The organism is Shewanella fidelis ATCC BAA-318 (genome assembly GCF_000518605.1).
Classification (GTDB): Bacteria; Pseudomonadota; Gammaproteobacteria; order Enterobacterales; family Shewanellaceae; genus Shewanella; species Shewanella fidelis.
This window is the reverse complement of sequence record NZ_JADX01000020.1, coordinates 71269-91594: the sequence shown is the minus strand read 5'-3', so window position 1 is coordinate 91594 and position 20326 is coordinate 71269. Positions and strand designations below refer to the sequence as shown.

The following is a 20326-nucleotide window of genomic DNA, read 5'->3' as shown; positions in this document are numbered from 1 at the left end:
AACTAATTCCCTGTTGTAAATTCTTGCTCAATCCCAACAACAACCGTCAGCTGTCCAAGATTGTTACGACCAAAAATAGCGGTACTTGATATGTCAATTCGATTACAACCTATGCTCGCACCGTGGGCTTTTTCTTTACGCTGACATCCGCTCGCAACTGGCTCTAAGGTATTTGTCACCCCCAGTGCTGCATCATTCGTCACTAAAGTGTTTGTCAAATTAATTAACGTGGCTCCCTCGTTAATCGAGATCGCTCTATCTTGGGCGCCATGAGCAGCTGTCATCGCCTCTATTCTTTCTGAGCCTGCTCCAGCCATTTTCATCGATTGATTTGAATTAACCGCAAGCGCCACTCCGATAACGGTCATAATAATCAATACAATGAGTGACAAAAATAGCACCATTCCTTTTTGCTTAATCATAACTAACCTCTAGTTAGCGCTTATAATCGGGTTTTCCAAAACGACTGTAGTTGAAACGACTTTACGCCTAAAATTATCACCGGGAGCAGTAATGGTTTTATCTCCAAGTTCATAACTATTATTGTTAATAAAGCTGCTGTCGGCTTCTAATGCACGAACTAATAAAAATATCCTCAACGAAACAACTCTTTGAGCTAAGCTGTTGTCCCACATCAAATCTGTTACATTTTGAACAGGCATATAACTATCAGCACTGTTGTCACCATTACTATCGAAACCATACAAAACTCGCATGTTTTCAATCCCTTCAACTAGCTGTTCATAACTAGCTGAAGTTTTCATACCGCCGTTTCGCAATACTCTTCGTTTTAATACAGGTATTGCGGCTTCATTTTCGATGTAATACACATGATGTAGGTATTCCCAATAACGACCGTTAGTAATAACCGGCGTGCTTTGACCACCACTAAATAAAACGCCTTGCTGAGAGTTGGTTGCAAGATAGTATCGATTACTATCATTAGGGACGGTAATTTCAGGCCCTGCCAACCTTTTAATTTGCAATACATCGGTTGCAGAGACCACACTGGTTAAACAAGAGAGAGAGTTAGCAGACACGCCACTTTCATAACCCCATAATCGACGAAAATGCGCTGGAACTGCCGCAGGAAATGAGCCATTATTTACTCCGTCACCGATACAGTCATTACCGGCTGCAATAGCTGCAGCATTAATATTCAGATTGGTGCCAACTTCTAAGCCTATGCCAGTTAAATCTCCCATAAACCCTAGTTGAGAAATATCACGCTCTATCAGAGATAACGCAATCCTGCCGTTTTCTTGTAATTGATTGAACTGACTTGTGGTAGTTACATTTGTCGCTGACATAACAAACATTGAAAACAGGCCTGCCGTAAGAAATAGCCCTACAACCATAGCGACCATCAGTTCGACAAGTGATAATCCTTTTTGAGCTAAATAACCTGCGTTCATATTCAAGCCCTAAATGATCACGGTATTGACACTGTAGGCACGTCGCCTGTCACTGCCTGTGCCACAACCACTGACAAATGCATCATTATTACTAGCAGCACCATCAGAAACTTTACGAATTCCTCGCCAAGTAATCACGACTGTCACATTACCGTTTGCTTGAGCACGAATACAGGCTGTAGGCGTATCTAAACCGCCAACCTTAACAGAGTCACTATTTACTTCGGCGCTGCCTAACATCTGCTGCTCCCACTTATAAAGATCCCACGCCAGAGTTTGATTAACCGTGCAAACAACGTTAGCCCCTACAGCGACATCACAAGCGGTTGCTGGCTTGGAAAGGTTTCCCGCATATGTGCCACTATATGCCGTTAACAAACCACGGTTAAGTTTCATCCGATTGATGATATCTTGAGCGACATATGAAGCTTGAGTTTGTTGAAAGGATTCAAAACTGCCTCGCTTAGAAACGAGGTGCAAATTAAAAACACCTATAAGACCAATGACTAAAATGACTAAGGCCACTAATACCTCTATCAAGGAAAAGCCTTTTTCATTAGCAATCATTATAGCCTCCTGTCGACGCCACTTTTTTGACACTTATCAGTTACTTTGTCGTTTCAAATCCGAAACTTACAATTCACCAATAGCATACATGCTAATAGCGATTCAGTCTAATATTAGCAAAAACAACTAAGGTTGCTTTCTAATACCAATCAGATCCACTCACGATGATTTTAGTTATGCCAATTAGTATAGAGATTTGGTCGCTCAGCGAGAATTTAGTGGCACTGGGACAAGGTCATTAAGTGCTACTGCTTTAATGAAATTCACCACATCCATGTGATTTGCCACGAGTGAAGAGCATAGTGAAACTAGGTTCAAGCTTCCTCTTTTTATCAAGAGTCGCAGGATCAGAGCCGCTAAAACTCGCCATTCTAGAGCACTTTTGTCTGCCTACTTCTGTGTTGAATAACTTCACAAGGGAGCAAAAGCTTACTAATACTGAAGTAGCTCAATGTCTTATGTGGGGAATAACAGGAAAGAATAGTTGAATTTCTAATAAAAAAGAGGCCTTAGCCTCTCTTTTAAATGTAAATGTGTCTTATATTAGCCAAAGATCAACGAAGTTCAGCAGGTACCGCAAAAACAGTATCTTCTAATCGCCCTTCAACCTCAGTTACCACGCTTGGGGCCATACTAGCTATCGCATCAACTACTTGTTTAACCAATACCTCAGGAGCAGATGCTCCCGCAGTAACAGCAACACGTTGCACACCGTTAAACCAAGTTGCATCAACATCGTCAGCATTATCAACCAAGAAAGCCTGTGTGCCTTTCTTTTCTGCCAACTCCCGTAAACGATTAGAGTTAGAGCTATTTTTAGAACCCACAACAATAAACAGCTCTACTTGTTCAGAAACATTGCGTACCGCATCTTGACGATTTTGGGTGGCATAACAAATATCATCTTTACGCGGCCCTTCTATTGAAGGATATTTCTTTTGTAAAGATGCAATCACATCTGCCGTATCATCCATCGATAAAGTAGTTTGCGTAACAAAGCAGAGATTTTCAGGATCTTTTACTTCAAGCTTAGCAACATCTTCTGGAGACTCTACCAAATGAACGCCACCTTGAGGATTATCATATTGCCCCATGGTACCTTCGACCTCAGGATGTCCGGCATGACCAATCAGGATACATTCGATACCTTTACGACTGGCTCGTGTCACCTGTAAGTGCACTTTGGTAACCAAAGGGCACGTTGCATCAAAGACTTTCAAGCCACGAGCTTTTGCCTCTTTGCGCACTGCTTGAGACACGCCGTGGGCACTGAAAATAACAATGCTATCATCAGGCACTTGGTCAAGCTCTTCTACAAATACAGCACCACGATCTTTCAAGTTCTGCACCACATACCTGTTATGTACCACTTCATGACGTACATAAATAGGTGGTGAAAATAGCTCTAGTGCTCGTTCAACAATGCTAATAGCACGGTCAACACCTGCACAAAAACCACGTGGATTTGCCAGAAGAATATTCATAATTAAAGTACCTGTACCACTTCAAGTTCAAAGGTAAGCACTTGTCCTGCCAAAGGATGATTCAAATCTATGGTTACCGAGTCAGCAACGACATCACGCACCATGCCTGGAATTTCGCTGCCACCAGGACCGGCAAAACTCACAATAACACCTGGTTCAAGTGTCATATCTGCAGGAAAACGGCTTCTATCCATATGGTGTACAGCATCTGGGTTTGACTCACCAAAAGTATCTGCGGGCTGCAGTGTAAAGCTGTGCTTATCCCCCTCTTTTAGGTTGATAATCTCTGCTTCAAATGCTGGACTTAAGCTTTCATCACCCACATTAAAACGTGCGGGTTTACCGCTTGAACGCGTACTTTCGGCTGTCGAACCATCTTCTAGCACTATGTTCATATGACATAAAATTGAATGCATCTCTGACACCTAAGTTACTCCTTTAAATCGTCTGATTTTTTATCATCTTTGCCTGTCATAAATGAGTCTAAAATGATAAGCGCAGCACCTACACAAATAGCTGAATCGGCAATATTAAATGCAGGGAAATGACTGTCGTTCCAATAAAAATGCAGAAAATCGACAACATAACCATGCTGAAGACGATCAATAAGATTTCCTAACGCACCACCTATCACCAAAGTATAAGCCAAATTTAAGCGCCACATTTTGCTTGGCTGCTGACGCAGCCAAACAGATAGCAATACGCTAAAACCAACCGCTACAAAGGTAAATAACCAACGTTGCCAACCACCCGCATCGCTCAAAAAGCTAAATGCTGCACCATAGTTACGCACATAGGTGAAATTAAATACTGGTAGTAACTGAATCGACTCGTATAAATCAAAGTTCGACAATACCCATTGTTTAGATAGTTGGTCAGCAATAAATACCAACACAACTACCCAATACCAACGCAGGCCACTGTCTTTCCATGTAGTGGTCATGACAGTTCCTTTAAGCGAATTGGCGAACTTCGCCTTCACCTTCAATGTTAGTCACACAGCGAGAACACAGTGTCGGATGCTCTGCTACAGTGCCAACATCTTCTCTATGGTGCCAACAACGCTCACACTTCTCAGCTTCAGACTTCTTAAGACCAAGCTTTAATGAAGCTAGCTCTGTTTCAATAGCATCTGCTGGAGCTTGAGCCAACGCAACCACGTCAGTCTTAGAAGTGAGTAATACAAAGCGTAACTCATCACCTAGGTTTTCAAGTGCTGCTTGCAGAGCTTCATCAGCATACAAAGTCACTTCAGCTTCTAACGAACCACCGACTTGCTTCTCACGACGTGCGTTTTCAATCACTTTGTTCACTTCAGCACGAACCGCAAGTAATTGCTCCCAGTATTCATCACTAAGATCTGACTCAAGTGTGACTGACTTAAGACCTTCATACCAAGTTTCAGTAAATACGTATTCACTGCGCTCACCTGGAAGTAACTTCCAAATTTCGTCGGCTGTGAAGCTTAGGATTGGTGCAATCCAGCGCACCATAGCTTCTGAGATCAAGTACAGAGCTGATTGACAGCTGCGACGTGCGTTACTGTCTTCTTTCGCAGTGTACTGTCTGTCTTTAATGATATCTAAGTAGAAACTACCTAGCTCAACTGAACAGAACTGCATTAGCTTTTGCGTCACTAGGTGGAAGTTGTACTGTTCGTAAGCTTCTAATAACTCTTGCTGCAATGCAGCTGCACGGCGAACAACCCAACGGTCTAAAGCAACCATGTCTTCAACCGCAACCATATCCGTTGCAGGGTTAAAGCCGTTGATGTTAGCCAGTAGGAAACGAGCGGTATTACGAATACGGCGGTACGCGTCAGCGCTACGGTTTAGGATTTGATCAGAAACCGTCATCTCACCGCTATAGTCTGTTGCTGCAACCCACAAGCGCAGAATGTCAGCACCTAATTTATTGGTCACATGCTGCGGCGCAATCACGTTACCAACAGACTTAGACATCTTACGGCCTTGACCATCAACAGTGAAACCGTGGGTCAATACTTGCTTATAAGGTGCTTTGCCGTTCATCGCGGTTGAAATCATTAGCGATGACATAAACCAGCCACGGTGTTGATCGCTACCTTCAAGGTACAGATCAATTGGATGACCATTAAACTCAGGACGTGAAGCAACCACTGATGAGAAAGTAGAACCAGAGTCATACCAAACATCTAGTGTGTCGGTGACTTTGCGGTACAGATCAGCTTCATCACCTAATAATTCAGATGCGTCTAAATCCCACCAAGCTTGGATACCTTCTTGTTCAATACGAGCTGCAACGCGCTCCATCAAAGATACACTGTCAGGGTGCAACTCTTCCGTTTCACGGTGTACAAACAAAGTAATAGGAACACCCCAAGTACGTTGACGTGAAATACACCAATCAGGACGGTTCTCCACCATCTTCTCGATGCGGCTTTGGCCCCAATCAGGGATCCATTGAGTTTGCTCAATTTCACTTAGTGCTTGTTGACGTAGACCTTTTTGATCCATAGAGATGAACCATTGTGGCGTTGCACGGAAAATAATTGGTGTTTTATGGCGCCAGCAATGTGGGTAGCTATGGTTAATCTGTACGTGATTAAGTAGCGCACCTTTCTCTTCTAATAGTTCAACAACGTTCTTATTTGCTTTAAATACATGCAAACCAGCGAAAATTTCGGTATCCGCTTTATAAACGCCGTTATCACCAACAGGGTTAGCGACTTCTAAACCGTACTTTTGACCAACCACGAAATCGTCTTGACCATGACCCGGAGCGGTATGAACCACACCAGTACCTGAATCAACAGTAACGTGGTCACCTAAGATAACTGGCACATCAAAGTCATAGAATGGGTGATTAAAACGCAACAGCTCTAAATCGCTACCAACTGCAGTACCCAATACTGTGTGAGATTCAGCGCCAAAGCGCTCAACACATGACTCGTAAAGATCAGTTGCTAATACTAGTGCTTGTGCTTGGCCTTCTTTAACCATTTCAACCAAGGTGTACTCAACATTTGCGCCTACCGCTAGCGCACGGTTAGCAGGCAGAGTCCAAGGTGTTGTAGTCCAAATCACCATTGAGATCTTGTGAGCGTAATCGCCTAAACCAAACTTGGCTAATAGAGCTGGCTTATCAACAACAGAAAAAGCAACGTCGATAGCTGGCGACATTTTATCTTCGTATTCAACTTCTGCTTCTGCTAGCGCAGAGCCACAATCTGTACACCAATGCACAGGTTTAACACCTTTATGCAAATGACCACTATCAATGACTTTAGAAAGTGAACGAACGATATTAGCTTCTGTGCTGTAATCCATAGTTAAGTAAGGATTTTGCCAATCAGCAAACACACCTAAACGGATAAAATCGTCACGCTGACCATCAACTTGCTTAGCCGCATACTCACGACATTTTTGACGGAACTCTGCAGCCGTGACTTTATGACCAGGCTTACCTACTTTTTGCTCAACTTTAAGCTCAATCGGTAGACCATGACAGTCCCAACCAGGGATGTATGGCGCGTCAAAACCAGACATGGTCTTTGACTTAATAATAATATCTTTAAGAATTTTGTTTACTGAGTGGCCAATATGAATGTCACCGTTCGCATATGGAGGGCCATCATGCAAAATAAACGGTTTAGCATCTTTACGGCTTGCACGGATCTGCTGATACAGTCCGTTTTCGGTCCAAGATTTTAACATCTCTGGCTCACGATTAGCCAAATTACCACGCATCGGAAACTCAGTTTCCGGCAAATTCAAAGTAGATTTATAGTCGCTCATTGATCCTTTACCGTTTTGTTCGCTAAGCTAATTAGCCTGCATCGCTACCAAGCAAAGCTTTCGCTCTGTTGGCATCATCTTTAATTTGTTTTTTCAGCGCATCTAACGATCCAAATGGCTGCTCGTCTCTAATCTTTGCCACAAGCTCAACTTCAACAGTTTTCCCATAAAGATCACCATCAAAGTCAAACAAATGGACTTCTAACTGACATACCTGACCATTAACTGTTGGTCTAAAACCAACATTGGCAACGCCTTCGTATATATCGCTGTTATCCCAATATAGCTTTATCGCAAATACACCTCGAACAGGAGAGACTTTACGCTTTAAAGCAATATTAGCGGTAGGGAAACCGATTGTCCGCCCTATTTTTTGGCCATGAGCTACACGTCCACTTAACGTAAATGGATGTCCTAGCAAACGCCTTGCCTGCTCTAAATTTCCTTTCGCAAGCAATTGCCTGATTTCTGTAGAGCTTACGCGCTTATCGCCTAAAATAAAGCTCTGAGTGCTGACGACAGCAAACCCGTGTTTTTCGCCGGCTTTGCGTAGCATGTCAAAATTACCTTGGCGCTGTTTACCAAAGCAAAAATCATCGCCAACAACTAAATACTTTACTCCAAGTGCGTTAACAAGCAGCTGTTCAATAAAGTCCTCAGCACTATAGCTAGCAAACTTCTTATTAAAATTAACACATAATAAGCGGTTCACTTTTAACTCATCAAGCAAGACGATTTTATCGCGCAACAGGCTTAAGCGCGCAGGTGCGTCTTCGCCTTGAAATAACTCTTGTGGTTGTGGTTCAAATGTCATCACAGCCGCAGGCAAGCCTAAATGCTCAGCCTTTTCGACTAAGCGATTTATCACTTCCGCATGACCACGATGAACACCATCAAAGTTGCCTATGGTTAATACACAGCCATGATGCTTCGGCAATATATTATGAATACCGCGAATTAATTCCATTATCTTACACGACGCATGAGAGTAAATGGGCGGATTATATACCAGCTAGCATTCATAATCAGCACCTCATGCAGCAGCTTTCATCTTCCAAGGCCGAATTCCCAACAAAACTAAGCAAATAAAGTACGCGACTGCTGCAAATACAATCAATTTAGCTAATGTATAGCTGCGTTCAATGAATGAAAAGTCCAACCATTGGCTAATATCCGGATCAAAATGAAAAATCACCATGACCATAACTGCAGCTGCGACACTTGCCTTAGCGAAGAACAACAAAGTCCCTTTATTAAAGCGATATACATTTGCCTTATGTAAACCTCGGTACAATAAAAACGCATTTAACAAGGCCGACATTGATGTCGCAATAGCTAAGCCTACATAACCAAATGGGATAGCAAAAATAAGGTTAAATACCATATTACTGACCATGGCTATGATGCCGTAACGCACAGGTGTTTTCGTATCTTGTCTCGAGTAATAACCTGGGGCCAAAATTTTAATCATCATAAAGCTCAATAAGCCACTACCGTATGCCATTAAGCTGTATGACGCCATCTCAACATCATCGTAGCCAAAAGCACCGCGCATAAATAGCACCATTAGCATAGGCTTTGCCAAAATAATCAAGCCACACATAGCCGGTAACCCAAGCAGAACAATCGCCTTTACTCCCCAGTCCATGGTTTTAGCAAATTCACCGCTTTCAGCATTAACATGCCTTTTAGATAAAGCAGGCAAAATCACCGTAGCAATAGCAATTCCAAATAAACCTAGCGGGAATTCGAGTAACCGATCAGAGTAGTAAAGCCAACTAATAGAACCTGTCACTAAGAAACTAGCAATAAAAGTATCGAGTAGTAAGTTGATCTGTGACACTGACACGCCAAATAGTGCTGGGATCATCAAGGTACGGATCTTAACCACTCCGGGATGATTCCAGCCCCAGCTTGGCTTCACTAACGCTTTTTCTTGCATAAGAAATGGGATTTGAAACAGGAACTGAACCAAGCCACCTAGAAATACGCCGCAAGCTAGACCTATTTCAGGCTGTTCCATATTTGGAGATAGGAAAATAGCAGCACTTATAATCGCGATATTTAAAAATACTGGCGTAAAAGCTGAAACAGCAAAACGACCTCGAGTATTAAGAATCGAGCCTGCTAATGCAGTAAATGTGATAAACCATAAATAGGGGAAGGTGATCTTCAACATCAACGATGCCAGCTCAAACTTTTCTCCGTTAGGCTCATCATTTACCCACGCTAAGAACCAACCACCACCAAATAATGCCGTTAACACAGGCGAGGCAATTACCCCGACTAAAGTAACAATCGATACCAAAACCCCCAAAGTACCAGCAACTTTAGCAATTAATTCATTAACCTCTGCGCGAGTGTTCTTTTCTTGATATTCAGTTAAAACGGGGACAAATGCTTGTGCGAATGCCCCCTCCGCAAATAAGCGCCGTAAAAAGTTAGGGATCTTATTAGCAAAGAAAAATACATCAGCACTACTACCCGCGCCCATTAGGTTCGCTATCACAACATCGCGAACTAACCCTAAAACACGGGAAATCAATGTCATGGCACTAACAATAATGCCCGACTTCATTAACTTCTTGCTCAAAACGCCCCCACGCTCCACTCTTGGAGCTAAATAACTTTGGCTATAATCACGGAAAATTCGGTATTAGCTCTATTGTCTTATTGTAATACCTGATAGAATTGCGCCACATATTACACGAGTTAGGTTGAAGATAGCCAAACAGGTTGGATTATTTTGAGTTAATCGAATTGATTCAATCATTGTCATTGACAAAGTGGCAGAAATGGGGCATATTCCTCGACCTTAAAAATACCAATCCCAGTTTTAGGAGTTGCACCTTGGCTAATAGCAAGTCTGCAAAGAAGCGCGCGCTTCAATCTGAAAAGCGTCGCCAGCACAACGCTAGCCGTAGCTCAATGCTACGTACTTACGTTAAAAAAGTAATCGCTGCAATCAATGCAGGTGACCACGCGTCAGCTACCGCTGCTTTCGCTGTAGCACAACCAATTGTTGACCGTATGGCGACTAAAGGTCTTATTCACAAGAATAAGGCTGCTCGTTATAAGTCACGCTTAAACGCTAAGATCAAAGCACTAGCTGCTTAATCTTCAGCTTAAAGCAAATAAAAAACCGACCTAGAGTCGGTTTTTTTATGTCTGAAATTCACGGCTATACCAACTTTATGTCAATCAGCATAAAAATTGGATAAAAAAATAGAGAGGCAAGCCTCTCTATTTATACTCAACTATGTATGGCCTAATAACGGCTTTCCTACCTTAGCGTTAACCTATAAAGCCAATGACAGCAAATTGCAGTTATTATTTATTTCTAATCACACTTAGCTACATCTGACTCTATAAATGTACCGATTAAGATATAAAAAAGCTGTTATTTTTCATGCCTATCAGTATCACGGTGTAGTTGTTCGTATCGTTTATGAGCGACTCAAAAAACATTAAATTAAACATTTTTATAAGCGGTGCCCCATCGAAAATAACGTTACTCGCCTTCTAACATGCTCAGGCTACTTGATAAAATAAAACAGAACTCTAAAGGTAACTTCCACCTAATGTCTCTTTTATTGTAACTTGCTTCCTAAGGCAAATTATCCAGTCACCTACTAACACTCATCAACATGACACATACACAATTAATAAAGCCAGTTATAGAATGCCCCAATCTGCAGGCACATAACTGCTGCTTAGTATGAACAACTAAGCGACTGTTTTTAGGCTGTCGCAATAGATGTTGTTCAGTAACTTGATGATCTCTGCAACTTCTTCACTCTTTAACGAGTAATAAACCGTTTGAGCTTCTTTGCGAGTTTCAACTAAGTTATCTTTACGTAACCAAGCCAAATGTTGCGATAAAGCCGACTGGCTTAAACCCAACTTTTTGTTCATTTCACCAACGCACATCTCACCTTCATTTAGAAGGTAACACAAAATAAACAGACGACGTTCATTTGCCAACGCTTTTAACAATACAACGGCATGGTCTGCTCGTTGTTGCATTAGTTCTATATTCATTACGAGCCATTTCTCCTAAAACAAACCGACTGCCCTAATATAGCGTTGCCTTACAGATATAGTCGGGACATAAAGCACACTTTTTGCTAGATTGTTTTTAAAAGTGAGATATACGTAATAAAAACAAAGGAAACTTATGAAAAACAACTATCTCAAAGTACTTTTTGGCCTGATTTTTCTGGCCTTAGTTGGTTGTCAAACGAGCGACACAGACTCTAGCGACTTGCTTATTAGTCAAAAATTACAACAAAAAGCACTTAGCTCTGATCTCGCCTACGAGTTAGTCGAATCGTTAACTGTTGAAGTGGGTCCCAGATTAGCCGGTAGCGAACAAGATTTAGTCGCCGTAAAGTGGGCAGAGTCGAAGCTACAAAGTTTAGGGTTTGATAAAGTTTATAAAGAAGCGGTACAAGTGCCAGTTTGGCATCGCGGACAAGCAAAAGCATCGATTACCGCACCCTACCCTCAACCATTAGTCATCACAGCGTTAGGGGGCAGCATTGCAACACCTATAGAGGGCATTGAAGCAAATATAGTGCGATTTGATAGCCTTAACGCACTGCAACAAGCAAGTCGTAATGAGGTTGGCGGAAAAATAGTTTTTATCGATCACATAACCGAACGCCATAAAACAGGCAAAGGCTATGGTAAAAGCGTTGGTGGCCGTGCAAAAGGTGCAATTGCTGCAGCAGAAAAAGGCGCATTAGCAATAATTATTCGCTCTATCGGTACCGATCACGACCGTATGGCTCACACTGGTATGATGCGCTATAAAGATGGCGTAAAGAAGATCCCAGCAGCGGCGATGTCTAATCCTGACGCCGACTTAGTAAATGCCATGCTAAAACGCAGTAACGATATCAAGATTAAACTACAGCTGTCATCCGAAAACCAAGGCTTTGCCACATCTTATAATGTCATTGCGGAAATAACAGGATCGAGTAAGCCTGATGAAATTGTATTGATTGGTGCCCATTTAGATTCTTGGGACGAAGGAACTGGTGCCATTGATGATGGTGCAGGTGTGGCCATTGTGACCGCTGCCGGCAAACTGATCCAAGATTTACCAGTAAAACCAGCAAGGACGGTAAGAGTTGTACTTTATGCTGCAGAAGAAGTTGGACTCATTGGCGGCAAAACCTACGCTAAAACACACCAAGCAGAGCTTGAAAAACACTATATTGCTGCTGAGTCAGACTTTGGCGCTGGGCGGATCTACCAAATAGACTTTAGAGCCAGTGAACAAGGCTATGCGGGCCTCAGTCTGCTCAGCCAGCCAATGACTGCAAATAATGTTGCGATTGGCAATAACACGGCCTCTGGTGGTCCTGATGTATCCATGTTGCCGGCGATGGGAGTACCTGTAGCCTCTTTACGCCAAGATGGTAGCGACTATTTTGACTACCACCACACGCCAAATGATACCTTAGATAAAATCGAGCCTGCAGCACTTAAACAAAATGTGGCTGCATACGCGCAATTTGCATATTTAATGGCACAGTCAACAGTTGAACTTCGGCCTATTGCAGCGAAATAATTCACAATAATTAAAAAGCAGCCATTGGCTGCTTTTTGTTTTTATAAACTAATACCAATCAAAACTTGTAAGCAATTTATACCAATTAGTATAAAGATTTGGTCGCTCAGCGAGAATTTAGCGGCACTGAGACAAGGCAACGAGTGAAGAGCATAGTTGTTCTACGTTCAAGCTTGTTAACGCAGTATCAGCGCCGCTAAAACTCGCCATTCTGGAGCGTTTTTGGCTGCCTACTTCTTCGTTGAATAACTTCACAAGGGAGCAACCATTCTTTCAATTATTCGCCTTGAATTAGTTTGCCAAAAACGCTCTGAGTAGATCAACTTCTTATACTAATTGGTATTATTGTTCTTCACGCAGAAACACTGGTTCATTCGCCGTAGAATCTTTTTCACTGTAATAATAACCGGCCGTATCAAACTGCGTTAACCCTTCCAGTGAAGTGACATTGTTATCAAGAATATAACGTACCATCATGCCGCGAGCTTTCTTGGCAAAAAAGCTAATCACTTTATATTGGCCGTTTTTACAATCTTTGAACACAGGAGTGATCAAGTTTGCCTTTAACTTTTTAGGTTTAACTGCTTTGAAATACTCGTTTGAGGCTAAGTTAACAACAAAATCTTCTGCCTGCTCGTCGATGGTTTTATTTAACTCTTCAGTGATAATATCCCCCCAGAACTGATAAAGGTTAGTGCCTCTATCATTAACTAAACGGGTGCCCATCTCTAAACGGTAAGCCTGCATTAAGTCTAGTGGTTTCAACAAACCGTATAACCCTGACAAAATTCGTAACTGTTGCTGTGCTTTCTGTAAGCTGGCTTCCGATAAGGTATCTGCGTCGAGCCCTGTATAGACGTCACCACGGAAAGCAAACACTGCTTGCTTAGCGTTGTCAGGAGTAAACTCTTTGTGCCAAGAGCTAAATCGCGCTACGTTTAAGCCAGCAATTTTATCGCTAACTTTCATTAGACTAGCAATATCTGTCGGCGTTAACTGACGACATACATCAATGAGTTGTTCACTTTGATCAAGCAAGGTTGGCATTGAGTAACTATTTGTGCCCGCAGGATTATCAAAATCTAATGTTTTAGCTGGAGAAACAAGAATCAGCATCGCTAAGTCCTTTAAAGAGATATTGTTAAGCTAAGACAATCATACTGATCAAAAACAAAAAAACCACGCTTTAACAGCGTGGTTTTTTAGATTGTACTAATAACTGTTACAGATTAAGAGCGAGAATCGTGTGCTGCCTCTTGTGCACGGATCTCTTCTGCTACTGTTTTGCTGGTCCAGATATCACCTTCTAAGTTAGCTAACTCAGGGAACTTGCTCGCATCGAATGTCGGTGTCTTGCCACTTTTCAGCTGTTGGCGATAATCGTTAATCACTCGAATTGCCAAGCCAGATAGTAGCAACAAGGCAATAATGTTCACCGTCGCCATTAGGCCCATAGAAACGTCAGCCAGATTCCATACAAGACTGATCTTAGCTACCGCACCAAACATCACCATGCCTAATACGCATACTCTGAAGATTGGTAGGGCTTTTTTACTATTACCAGATAGGAAAATAACGTTGGTCTCGGCGTAGGAGTAGTTAGCGATAATAGAGGTAAAACAAAACAGCAAAATCGCTAGTGCGATAAAGCCACCGCCCCAAGTGCCAACATGTTGACTTAATGCGTCAATAGTTAGCTTAATACCGTCATTGCTTGTCCCCATATCACCTGCAAGCAAAATAATTGCCGCAGTTGCTGTACAAATAACGATAGTATCAACAAAAACCCCCATCATTTGTACAAAGCCTTGAGAAGCTGGGTGGTTAGGGTTTGGTGATGCACTAGCCGCTACGTTCGCAGCACTACCCATACCGGCTTCGTTTGAGAACAAACCACGGGCAATACCAGCCTGCATCGCTTGAGCAATGGTATATGCCACACCACCAGCAACAACTTCCTGCAAACCAAAGGCGCTACGGATAACTAGCATAAATACATCAGGAAGCTTTTCAATATTCATTGCAACAACAACAAACGCAATCAAGATGTAAGCTATGGCCATAACTGGCACCACAACTTCAGAGACTTTAGCGACTTTACGTAAGCCTCCCATGATCACAAAAGCGCTTAGAACGACAATAGCGATACCAACATACATTGGGTCAAAGCCAAAAACTTGTGTCATTGCACCAGTAATCGTATTAGCTTGAACGGCATTGAATACTAGACCAAATGCAATGATCAAGAATACAGAGAATAATATCCCCATCCAGCGCTGTCCAAGGCCTTTTTCCATATAGTATGAAGGGCCGCCACGATATTGGCCGTCTTGATCGCGAACTTTGTAAACCTGCGCGAGCGTTGATTCAACCATCGCTGTTGCCATACCAAGCATAGCAATTAGCCACATCCAAAATACCGCACCAGGACCTGCGGCACCAATTGCTACAGCAACACCGGCCATATTACCCGCACCCACGCGCGCAGCCATACTGGTACAAAATACCTGGAAAGATGAAAGGCCACCTTTGCTCTCACCTTGTCGGCTTTTAAGCATAATTTCACCGGAATGCTTAAAATGTGTGATCTGAATGAATGCCAGTCGAATGGTAAAATACAGGCCGGCACCAACCAGTCCGTAAACTAAAAGCTTTCCCCAAAGCAGTGCATTGAGAAAATTAACCGTCGTTTCTATCATATAATTTCAATCCCCATGACAAACGTAATCTAGCGGGTCGAACACTGGATTAGGTTTATCCTGTGTTTGTCCTTCATAAAGTATTTAAATAACAGCAGATTTTATTTTCAGATTATCTTGAACGTGAAAAAATTACATCACGCCTGCTGCATTGCGCGCAGCAAAATAGCATAGCATTGCTTTAACCCCGAGCGATATAGATCACAGTTTCTCATTTACCTGACAAGCTCCTCACATTAATCTTTATAAGCCGCCAAGCATATTAACCAAATTAACACTGCATACACATGCAATATTGTGGTATTTGCCTACATATACACGCAATATTCACCTAAACATGCTGCATATTTAAGTAAGTTAATTACAAATGAAGCTAAAAAACGGAAATAACGTTATTTTATAGCATTGAGCAAACACCTGCAGTTATCTATTTTTAGTATAACTAGTGACAGGTTTACAATTTATTACCTGAGAAAGCCCTTGCCCTCCCTCCAATCAGCTCTGTGCGTTAACAACCAAGCTTTATGGCTCAATTGGCAACGATAAAGTCAACAGATAAGTCAAATTATGCAAAACCAACAATCCGCAACTTAAAAATTACATAATATTTCGCAATTAAAGTGGAAAATATTACATTTGCAACAGATAATAGTGTCAGCCAGCTAAAATATAAAGGAGCTCCGTGATAAGTGCTGGCTCTATTTAGAGTAATCTCAAATAGACGGAGGCGTTTTATAAATAAAACATAAGGATTTTGAATGATGAACAATACACTCAAAGCAGTTCTGCTTACTTCGATGTTACCTTTTGCTGCTAGCGCAGCTGATGGCATGAGCCCCTGGTATGTAGGTGGCGGTGTCGGCATCAACAATTACCAACCTAATTGTGACCAAAAAACCATGAAGAGTTGTGGTGAAGACGATCCTTATGCATGGGACGTATTTGCAGGTTACTTATTTAATGACTATTTCGGCGCCGAATTAGGTTATCGAGATCTCGGTCGAGCTCAATGGGTCGATTATTCAAACAAACTAAACGATGTTGGTGCAAAAGGCATGAACCTAGGTTTAGTTGCCTTCTGGCCTTTCGCTAGCAAATGGAGCTTATCTGCTGAAGCAGGTGCTTTTAACTACATTATTTCAAATAACAAGCAGTGGGGTGCAGAGTACTACAGCGATAACGGCGTAGCCCCTTATGTTGGTGCAGGTATTGGGTATAACATCACCGATAACCTAAAGCTACAAGCTAAATACCGCCGCTATGAAAACCTTGATGAAGACAAGTGGAAAACACTTGAAATGGAAAGCAACTATTGGGGCCTAGAGCTAAGTTATCGTTTTGGTAGTAAAGCAAAACCAGCCCCTGTTGTTGCCCCAGTTGTTGTTACTGACTCTGACAATGATGGTGTGAATGATGATATGGACCAATGTCCAAATACTCCATCTACCCATAAAGTCGATGCTAATGGTTGTACTATCTACCAAGTCACTGAAGATAAGTTCGATATCGAAGCTAAGTTTGACAACAACTCAGCGACAGTTAAACAAGATTCTTATCAAGACATTAAAGAACTTGCAGACTATATGAATACTCACCCGAATGCAGAGGTGACGATTTCAGGTCATGCGTCAAACACAGGTAAAGCTGACTACAACATGGCTCTATCTGAGCGCCGTGCAATGTCTGTAGCTGAAATCCTAGTTGATAAGTACGGTATTGCACCTAGCAGAGTTTCAGCCAAAGGTTACGGTATTACTCAGCCGCTAATTGAAGGTAGCTCGCGTGAAGCTAATCAAGCTAACCGACGTATTGAAGCTCACGTTACAGGTACAGAAAAGACACCTGTTCTTAAATAACTTTTTAGTTTTATAGACTAAGCTCACGGTTATCATAATCGTGAGCTTTTTTTGTTTAGAGACTTTATAAAAGCGCTATACTTCTGAATTAAACTTTTACCAAGTCGTAATTATTAGCAAAATCTTGTAGTTAGATTACCAAAAAAGCGCCATTAAATGATTTTTAGCAATTTTTTGTGTAATTTTTTTTCATATATGGTTGGAATGTTGATTAAAATGGCTTTTAATAGCTGCTAAATTAATTGTCCAATTCTATGCTGTTCAAAGAGTAAGGATGTAATACCCATGGCCAACACATTAGAACAACTTAAGTCTTACACTACTATCGTTGCCGACACTGGCGATATTGAAGCCATCAAGCGTTACCAACCTGAAGACGCAACCACCAATCCGTCTCTTATTTTAAAAGCATCTGAAATCCCTGAATATAGTGGTTTAATTGAAAATGCCATCAGCTGGGCAAAAAGCCAAAGTGATGATATTGAGCAGCAAATTGAAGATGCTGGTGACAAACTAGCCGTAAATATCGGTTTAGAGATCTTGAAAATTGTTCCAGGCCGCATTTCTACAGAAGTAGACGCACGTTTATCATTTGATAAAGAAGGCTCTATTGCTAAAGCCCATAAACTTATCAAACTTTACCAAGAGGCTGGCATTGATAAGTCTCGCATTCTAATTAAGCTTGCTTCAACTTGGGAAGGGATTTGTGCCGCGAAACAACTTGAGCAAGAAGGCATTAACTGTAACCTAACTTTACTATTTAGCTTTGCTCAAGCTCGAGCTTGTGCTGAAGCTGGTGTATATCTAATTTCTCCTTTTGTAGGCCGGATCTTGGATTGGTACAAGAAAGACACAGGTCTTGAATATTCAGCTTCAGAAGATCCTGGTGTTGTTTCAGTTACCAGCATCTACAACTATTACAAGCGTCATGGATTCAACACTGTAGTGATGGGCGCTAGCTTCCGTAATACTGGCGAAATCATTGAGCTAGCTGGTTGTGACCGTCTAACTATTGGCCCTGCTCTTTTAGAAGAGCTGCAAAATAGTAATACAGCGATTGTACAAAAGCTGCTGCCAGCGACTGAGGTTGTTGCTCCAGAAGTAAACATGACAGAAGCACAATTCCGCTGGGAGTTCAACGAAGACGCTATGGCTGTTGAAAAACTAGCTGAAGGCATTCGTAACTTCGCTATCGACCAAGGTAAGCTTGAAGTTATGCTAAAAGACAAACTTTCGTCTTAATGGAATAGGACAACAAAATGACACAACTCACTCAACAAGCTACATGGCAAGCATTAGCGCAACACAGTAAAACACTGCCGCATATGCGTGAGCTATTTAGTAATGATCCTAAGCGATTTGACAACATGTCAGCTAAGGCTTGTGGATTGTTGCTTGATTACTCTAAAAACCGCGCTTCTAACGAGACATTGTCGCTACTATTCAAGCTAGCTAAAGAAAGCCAACTTGAATCAAAAATCAAAGCGATGTTTGCTGGCGATATCATCAACAATACTGAGCAAAGAGCCGTACTTCATACTGCGCTTCGTGCTCCTGCCGAACAAGTCATTAATCTTGACGGCCATAACATTGTCGCTGAAGTACAGCAAACCTTAGCCAAGATGGGTGAGTTCGTTAATTCAGTAACCTCTGGTGACTGGCTTGGCTACACCGGCAAAACGATTACTGATGTGGTCAGCATTGGTATTGGTGGTTCTTTCTTAGGACCAAAAATCGTATCACAAGCACTACGCCCATACTGGACTGGTAAGCTGAATTGCCATTTTGTCGCTAACGTTGATGGCACATCAATTACTGAGAAGCTAAAAAACCTCGATCCACAAACGACTTTATTTGTGATGTCGTCTAAATCTTTTGGCACTCAAGAGACCTTAACCAACACGCTTACCGCCAAAGAGTGGTTTTTGAAGCAAGGTGCCGCTCAAGCTGACGTTGCTAAACACTTCGTTGCTGTTAGCTCAAATGTAGAAAAAGCCACTGAATTTGGTATCGATGCTAACAACATCTTCCCAATGTGGGATTGGGTTGGTGGACGTTACTCGCTTTGGTCTGCAATTGGTTTGCCAATTGCGCTGCTGATCGGCATGGATAATTTCCGTGAACTATTAGCTGGCGCTCATGCAATGGATGAGCATTTTGCCAATACTCCTTTAGAAAACAATATGCCTGTTATTATGGGGCTATTCTCTCTTTGGTATGGTAACTTCTTTAACGCTCAATCTCATGTGGTGCTAACTTACGATCATTACTTAAGAGGCTTACCAGCCTACTTCCAGCAACTTGATATGGAAAGTAATGGTAAAGGCGTTACCCTCAATGGAACTGACGTTGATTACAGCACAGGTCCAATTATTTGGGGCGGTGAAGGTACTAATGGTCAACATGCTTACCACCAGTTATTGCACCAAGGTACTGCACTTGTGCCAGCCGACTTTATTATGCCGCTAAACAGCCATAACCCAGTCGGTGAACACCATGTACAACTTGCCTCAAACTGCTTTGGTCAAACTCAAGCATTAATGCAAGGACGTACCTACGATGAAGCATTGGCAGAGCTAAGCCACAGCAAACTTGACGATGAACAAAAGCAACTAATCGCCAAACATAAAGTTATGCCTGGTAATAAACCGAGCAATACCATTTTAATGGACAAGTTGACCCCAACTACATTAGGTTCACTTATTGCACTTTATGAACATAGAACCTTTGTCCAAGGTGCAATTTGGCAGATTAACTCATTTGATCAATGGGGAGTGGAGCTTGGTAAGCTACTCGGCAACGATGTGCTAGACCGCCTGACTGCAGACAAGCAGGCTGATGAACTTGACTCATCAAGTAATAGCCTAATTAACCTATTTAGACAGGGTAAAATCTAGTCTTTAAGCAGATCATGTTCACTATTTAAAAAAGCCAGTTTCTACTGGCTTTTT

18 protein-coding genes are annotated in these 20326 nt (G+C 42.0%); 5 read left to right on the top strand and 13 right to left on the bottom strand.

Annotated features, from left to right (window positions below; translation table 11 throughout):
* Positions 1 to 2 precede the first annotated feature (2 nt).
* The 9 genes from L884_RS0110795 to murJ all read right to left on the bottom strand — a co-directional run bounded on the left by L884_RS0110795 (position 3) and on the right by murJ (position 9835).
* Complete coding sequence (locus L884_RS0110795; RefSeq protein ID WP_028767526.1) at positions 3 to 422, bottom strand: pilus assembly PilX family protein; 420 nt, start codon at positions 420 to 422, stop codon at positions 3 to 5.
* 9 nt (positions 423 to 431) lie between these two features.
* Positions 432 to 1415 carry a PilW family protein gene (locus L884_RS0110790; RefSeq protein ID WP_028767525.1) on the bottom strand — a complete coding sequence of 328 codons (984 nt, stop codon included), beginning with the start codon at positions 1413 to 1415 and terminating at the stop codon, positions 432 to 434.
* A gap of 9 nt (positions 1416 to 1424) precedes the next feature.
* Positions 1425 to 1982, bottom strand: a complete 558-nt coding sequence (gene pilV / locus L884_RS0110785; RefSeq protein WP_028767524.1) for a type IV pilus modification protein PilV — start codon at positions 1980 to 1982, stop codon at positions 1425 to 1427.
* A 554-nt stretch (positions 1983 to 2536) separates the two neighbouring features.
* Positions 2537 to 3466: a 4-hydroxy-3-methylbut-2-enyl diphosphate reductase gene (ispH, locus tag L884_RS0110780; RefSeq protein WP_028767523.1), complete on the bottom strand. Its 930-nt coding sequence runs from the start codon at positions 3464 to 3466 to the stop codon at positions 2537 to 2539.
* A 2-nt stretch (positions 3467 to 3468) separates the two neighbouring features.
* The gene (fkpB, locus tag L884_RS0110775; RefSeq protein ID WP_374991378.1) at positions 3469 to 3882 is read right to left on the bottom strand and encodes an FKBP-type peptidyl-prolyl cis-trans isomerase; all 414 of its coding nucleotides are present in this window, start codon (positions 3880 to 3882) and stop codon (positions 3469 to 3471) included.
* Positions 3883 to 3896: 14 nt separating this feature from the next.
* A complete protein-coding gene (gene lspA / locus L884_RS0110770; protein WP_028767521.1) occupies positions 3897 to 4409 on the bottom strand; it encodes a signal peptidase II in 513 nt (170 codons plus the stop codon).
* Positions 4410 to 4419: 10 nt separating this feature from the next.
* Entirely contained in the window at positions 4420 to 7242 is a 2823-nt protein-coding gene (gene ileS, locus L884_RS0110765; RefSeq protein WP_028767520.1) for an isoleucine--tRNA ligase, read from the bottom strand.
* Between the two features lie 31 nt (positions 7243 to 7273).
* Complete coding sequence (gene ribF, locus L884_RS0110760; RefSeq protein WP_028767519.1) at positions 7274 to 8209, bottom strand: bifunctional riboflavin kinase/FAD synthetase; 936 nt, start codon at positions 8207 to 8209, stop codon at positions 7274 to 7276.
* A 66-nt stretch (positions 8210 to 8275) separates the two neighbouring features.
* Positions 8276 to 9835, bottom strand: coding sequence for a murein biosynthesis integral membrane protein MurJ (gene murJ / locus L884_RS0110755; protein WP_028767518.1), 1560 nt, complete (start codon positions 9833 to 9835; stop codon positions 8276 to 8278).
* 257 nt (positions 9836 to 10092) lie between these two features.
* Here murJ and rpsT point away from each other — a divergent pair, with 257 nt between their 5' ends.
* Positions 10093 to 10359 (top strand): 30S ribosomal protein S20, encoded by a 267-nt coding sequence (rpsT, locus tag L884_RS0110750; protein WP_028767517.1) that lies wholly within the window; start codon positions 10093 to 10095, stop codon positions 10357 to 10359.
* Between the two features lie 609 nt (positions 10360 to 10968).
* Here the strand turns inward: rpsT and L884_RS0110745 are convergent.
* Positions 10969 to 11283: an ArsR/SmtB family transcription factor gene (locus L884_RS0110745; protein WP_028767516.1), complete on the bottom strand. Its 315-nt coding sequence runs from the start codon at positions 11281 to 11283 to the stop codon at positions 10969 to 10971.
* A 136-nt stretch (positions 11284 to 11419) separates the two neighbouring features.
* On the opposite strand from L884_RS0110745, the gene L884_RS0110740 reads away from it, so the two are divergent.
* Entirely contained in the window at positions 11420 to 12820 is a 1401-nt protein-coding gene (locus tag L884_RS0110740) for a M28 family peptidase (protein WP_028767515.1), read from the top strand.
* Between the two features lie 117 nt (positions 12821 to 12937).
* Here L884_RS0110740 and L884_RS23040 read toward each other — a convergent pair whose 3' ends face one another.
* The 3 genes from L884_RS23040 to L884_RS0110730 form a co-directional block, all read right to left on the bottom strand.
* Positions 12938 to 13075 (bottom strand): hypothetical protein, encoded by a 138-nt coding sequence (locus L884_RS23040; protein ID WP_156925679.1) that lies wholly within the window; start codon positions 13073 to 13075, stop codon positions 12938 to 12940.
* Positions 13076 to 13162: 87 nt separating this feature from the next.
* Positions 13163 to 13936 carry a peroxide stress protein YaaA gene (gene yaaA, locus L884_RS0110735; RefSeq protein WP_028767514.1) on the bottom strand — a complete coding sequence of 258 codons (774 nt, stop codon included), beginning with the start codon at positions 13934 to 13936 and terminating at the stop codon, positions 13163 to 13165.
* Between the two features lie 113 nt (positions 13937 to 14049).
* Positions 14050 to 15519: an alanine/glycine:cation symporter family protein gene (locus L884_RS0110730; RefSeq protein WP_028767513.1), complete on the bottom strand. Its 1470-nt coding sequence runs from the start codon at positions 15517 to 15519 to the stop codon at positions 14050 to 14052.
* Between the two features lie 758 nt (positions 15520 to 16277).
* Here L884_RS0110730 and L884_RS0110725 point away from each other — a divergent pair.
* The 3 genes from L884_RS0110725 to pgi all read left to right on the top strand — a co-directional run bounded on the left by L884_RS0110725 (position 16278) and on the right by pgi (position 20272).
* Complete coding sequence (locus tag L884_RS0110725) at positions 16278 to 17375, top strand: OmpA family protein (RefSeq protein ID WP_028767512.1); 1098 nt, start codon at positions 16278 to 16280, stop codon at positions 17373 to 17375.
* A 285-nt stretch (positions 17376 to 17660) separates the two neighbouring features.
* Positions 17661 to 18617 carry a transaldolase gene (gene tal, locus L884_RS0110720; RefSeq protein ID WP_028767511.1) on the top strand — a complete coding sequence of 319 codons (957 nt, stop codon included), beginning with the start codon at positions 17661 to 17663 and terminating at the stop codon, positions 18615 to 18617.
* Between the two features lie 17 nt (positions 18618 to 18634).
* Positions 18635 to 20272 carry a glucose-6-phosphate isomerase gene (gene pgi / locus L884_RS0110715; protein ID WP_028767510.1) on the top strand — a complete coding sequence of 546 codons (1638 nt, stop codon included), beginning with the start codon at positions 18635 to 18637 and terminating at the stop codon, positions 20270 to 20272.
* The last annotated feature ends 54 nt before the right edge of the window (positions 20273 to 20326 follow it).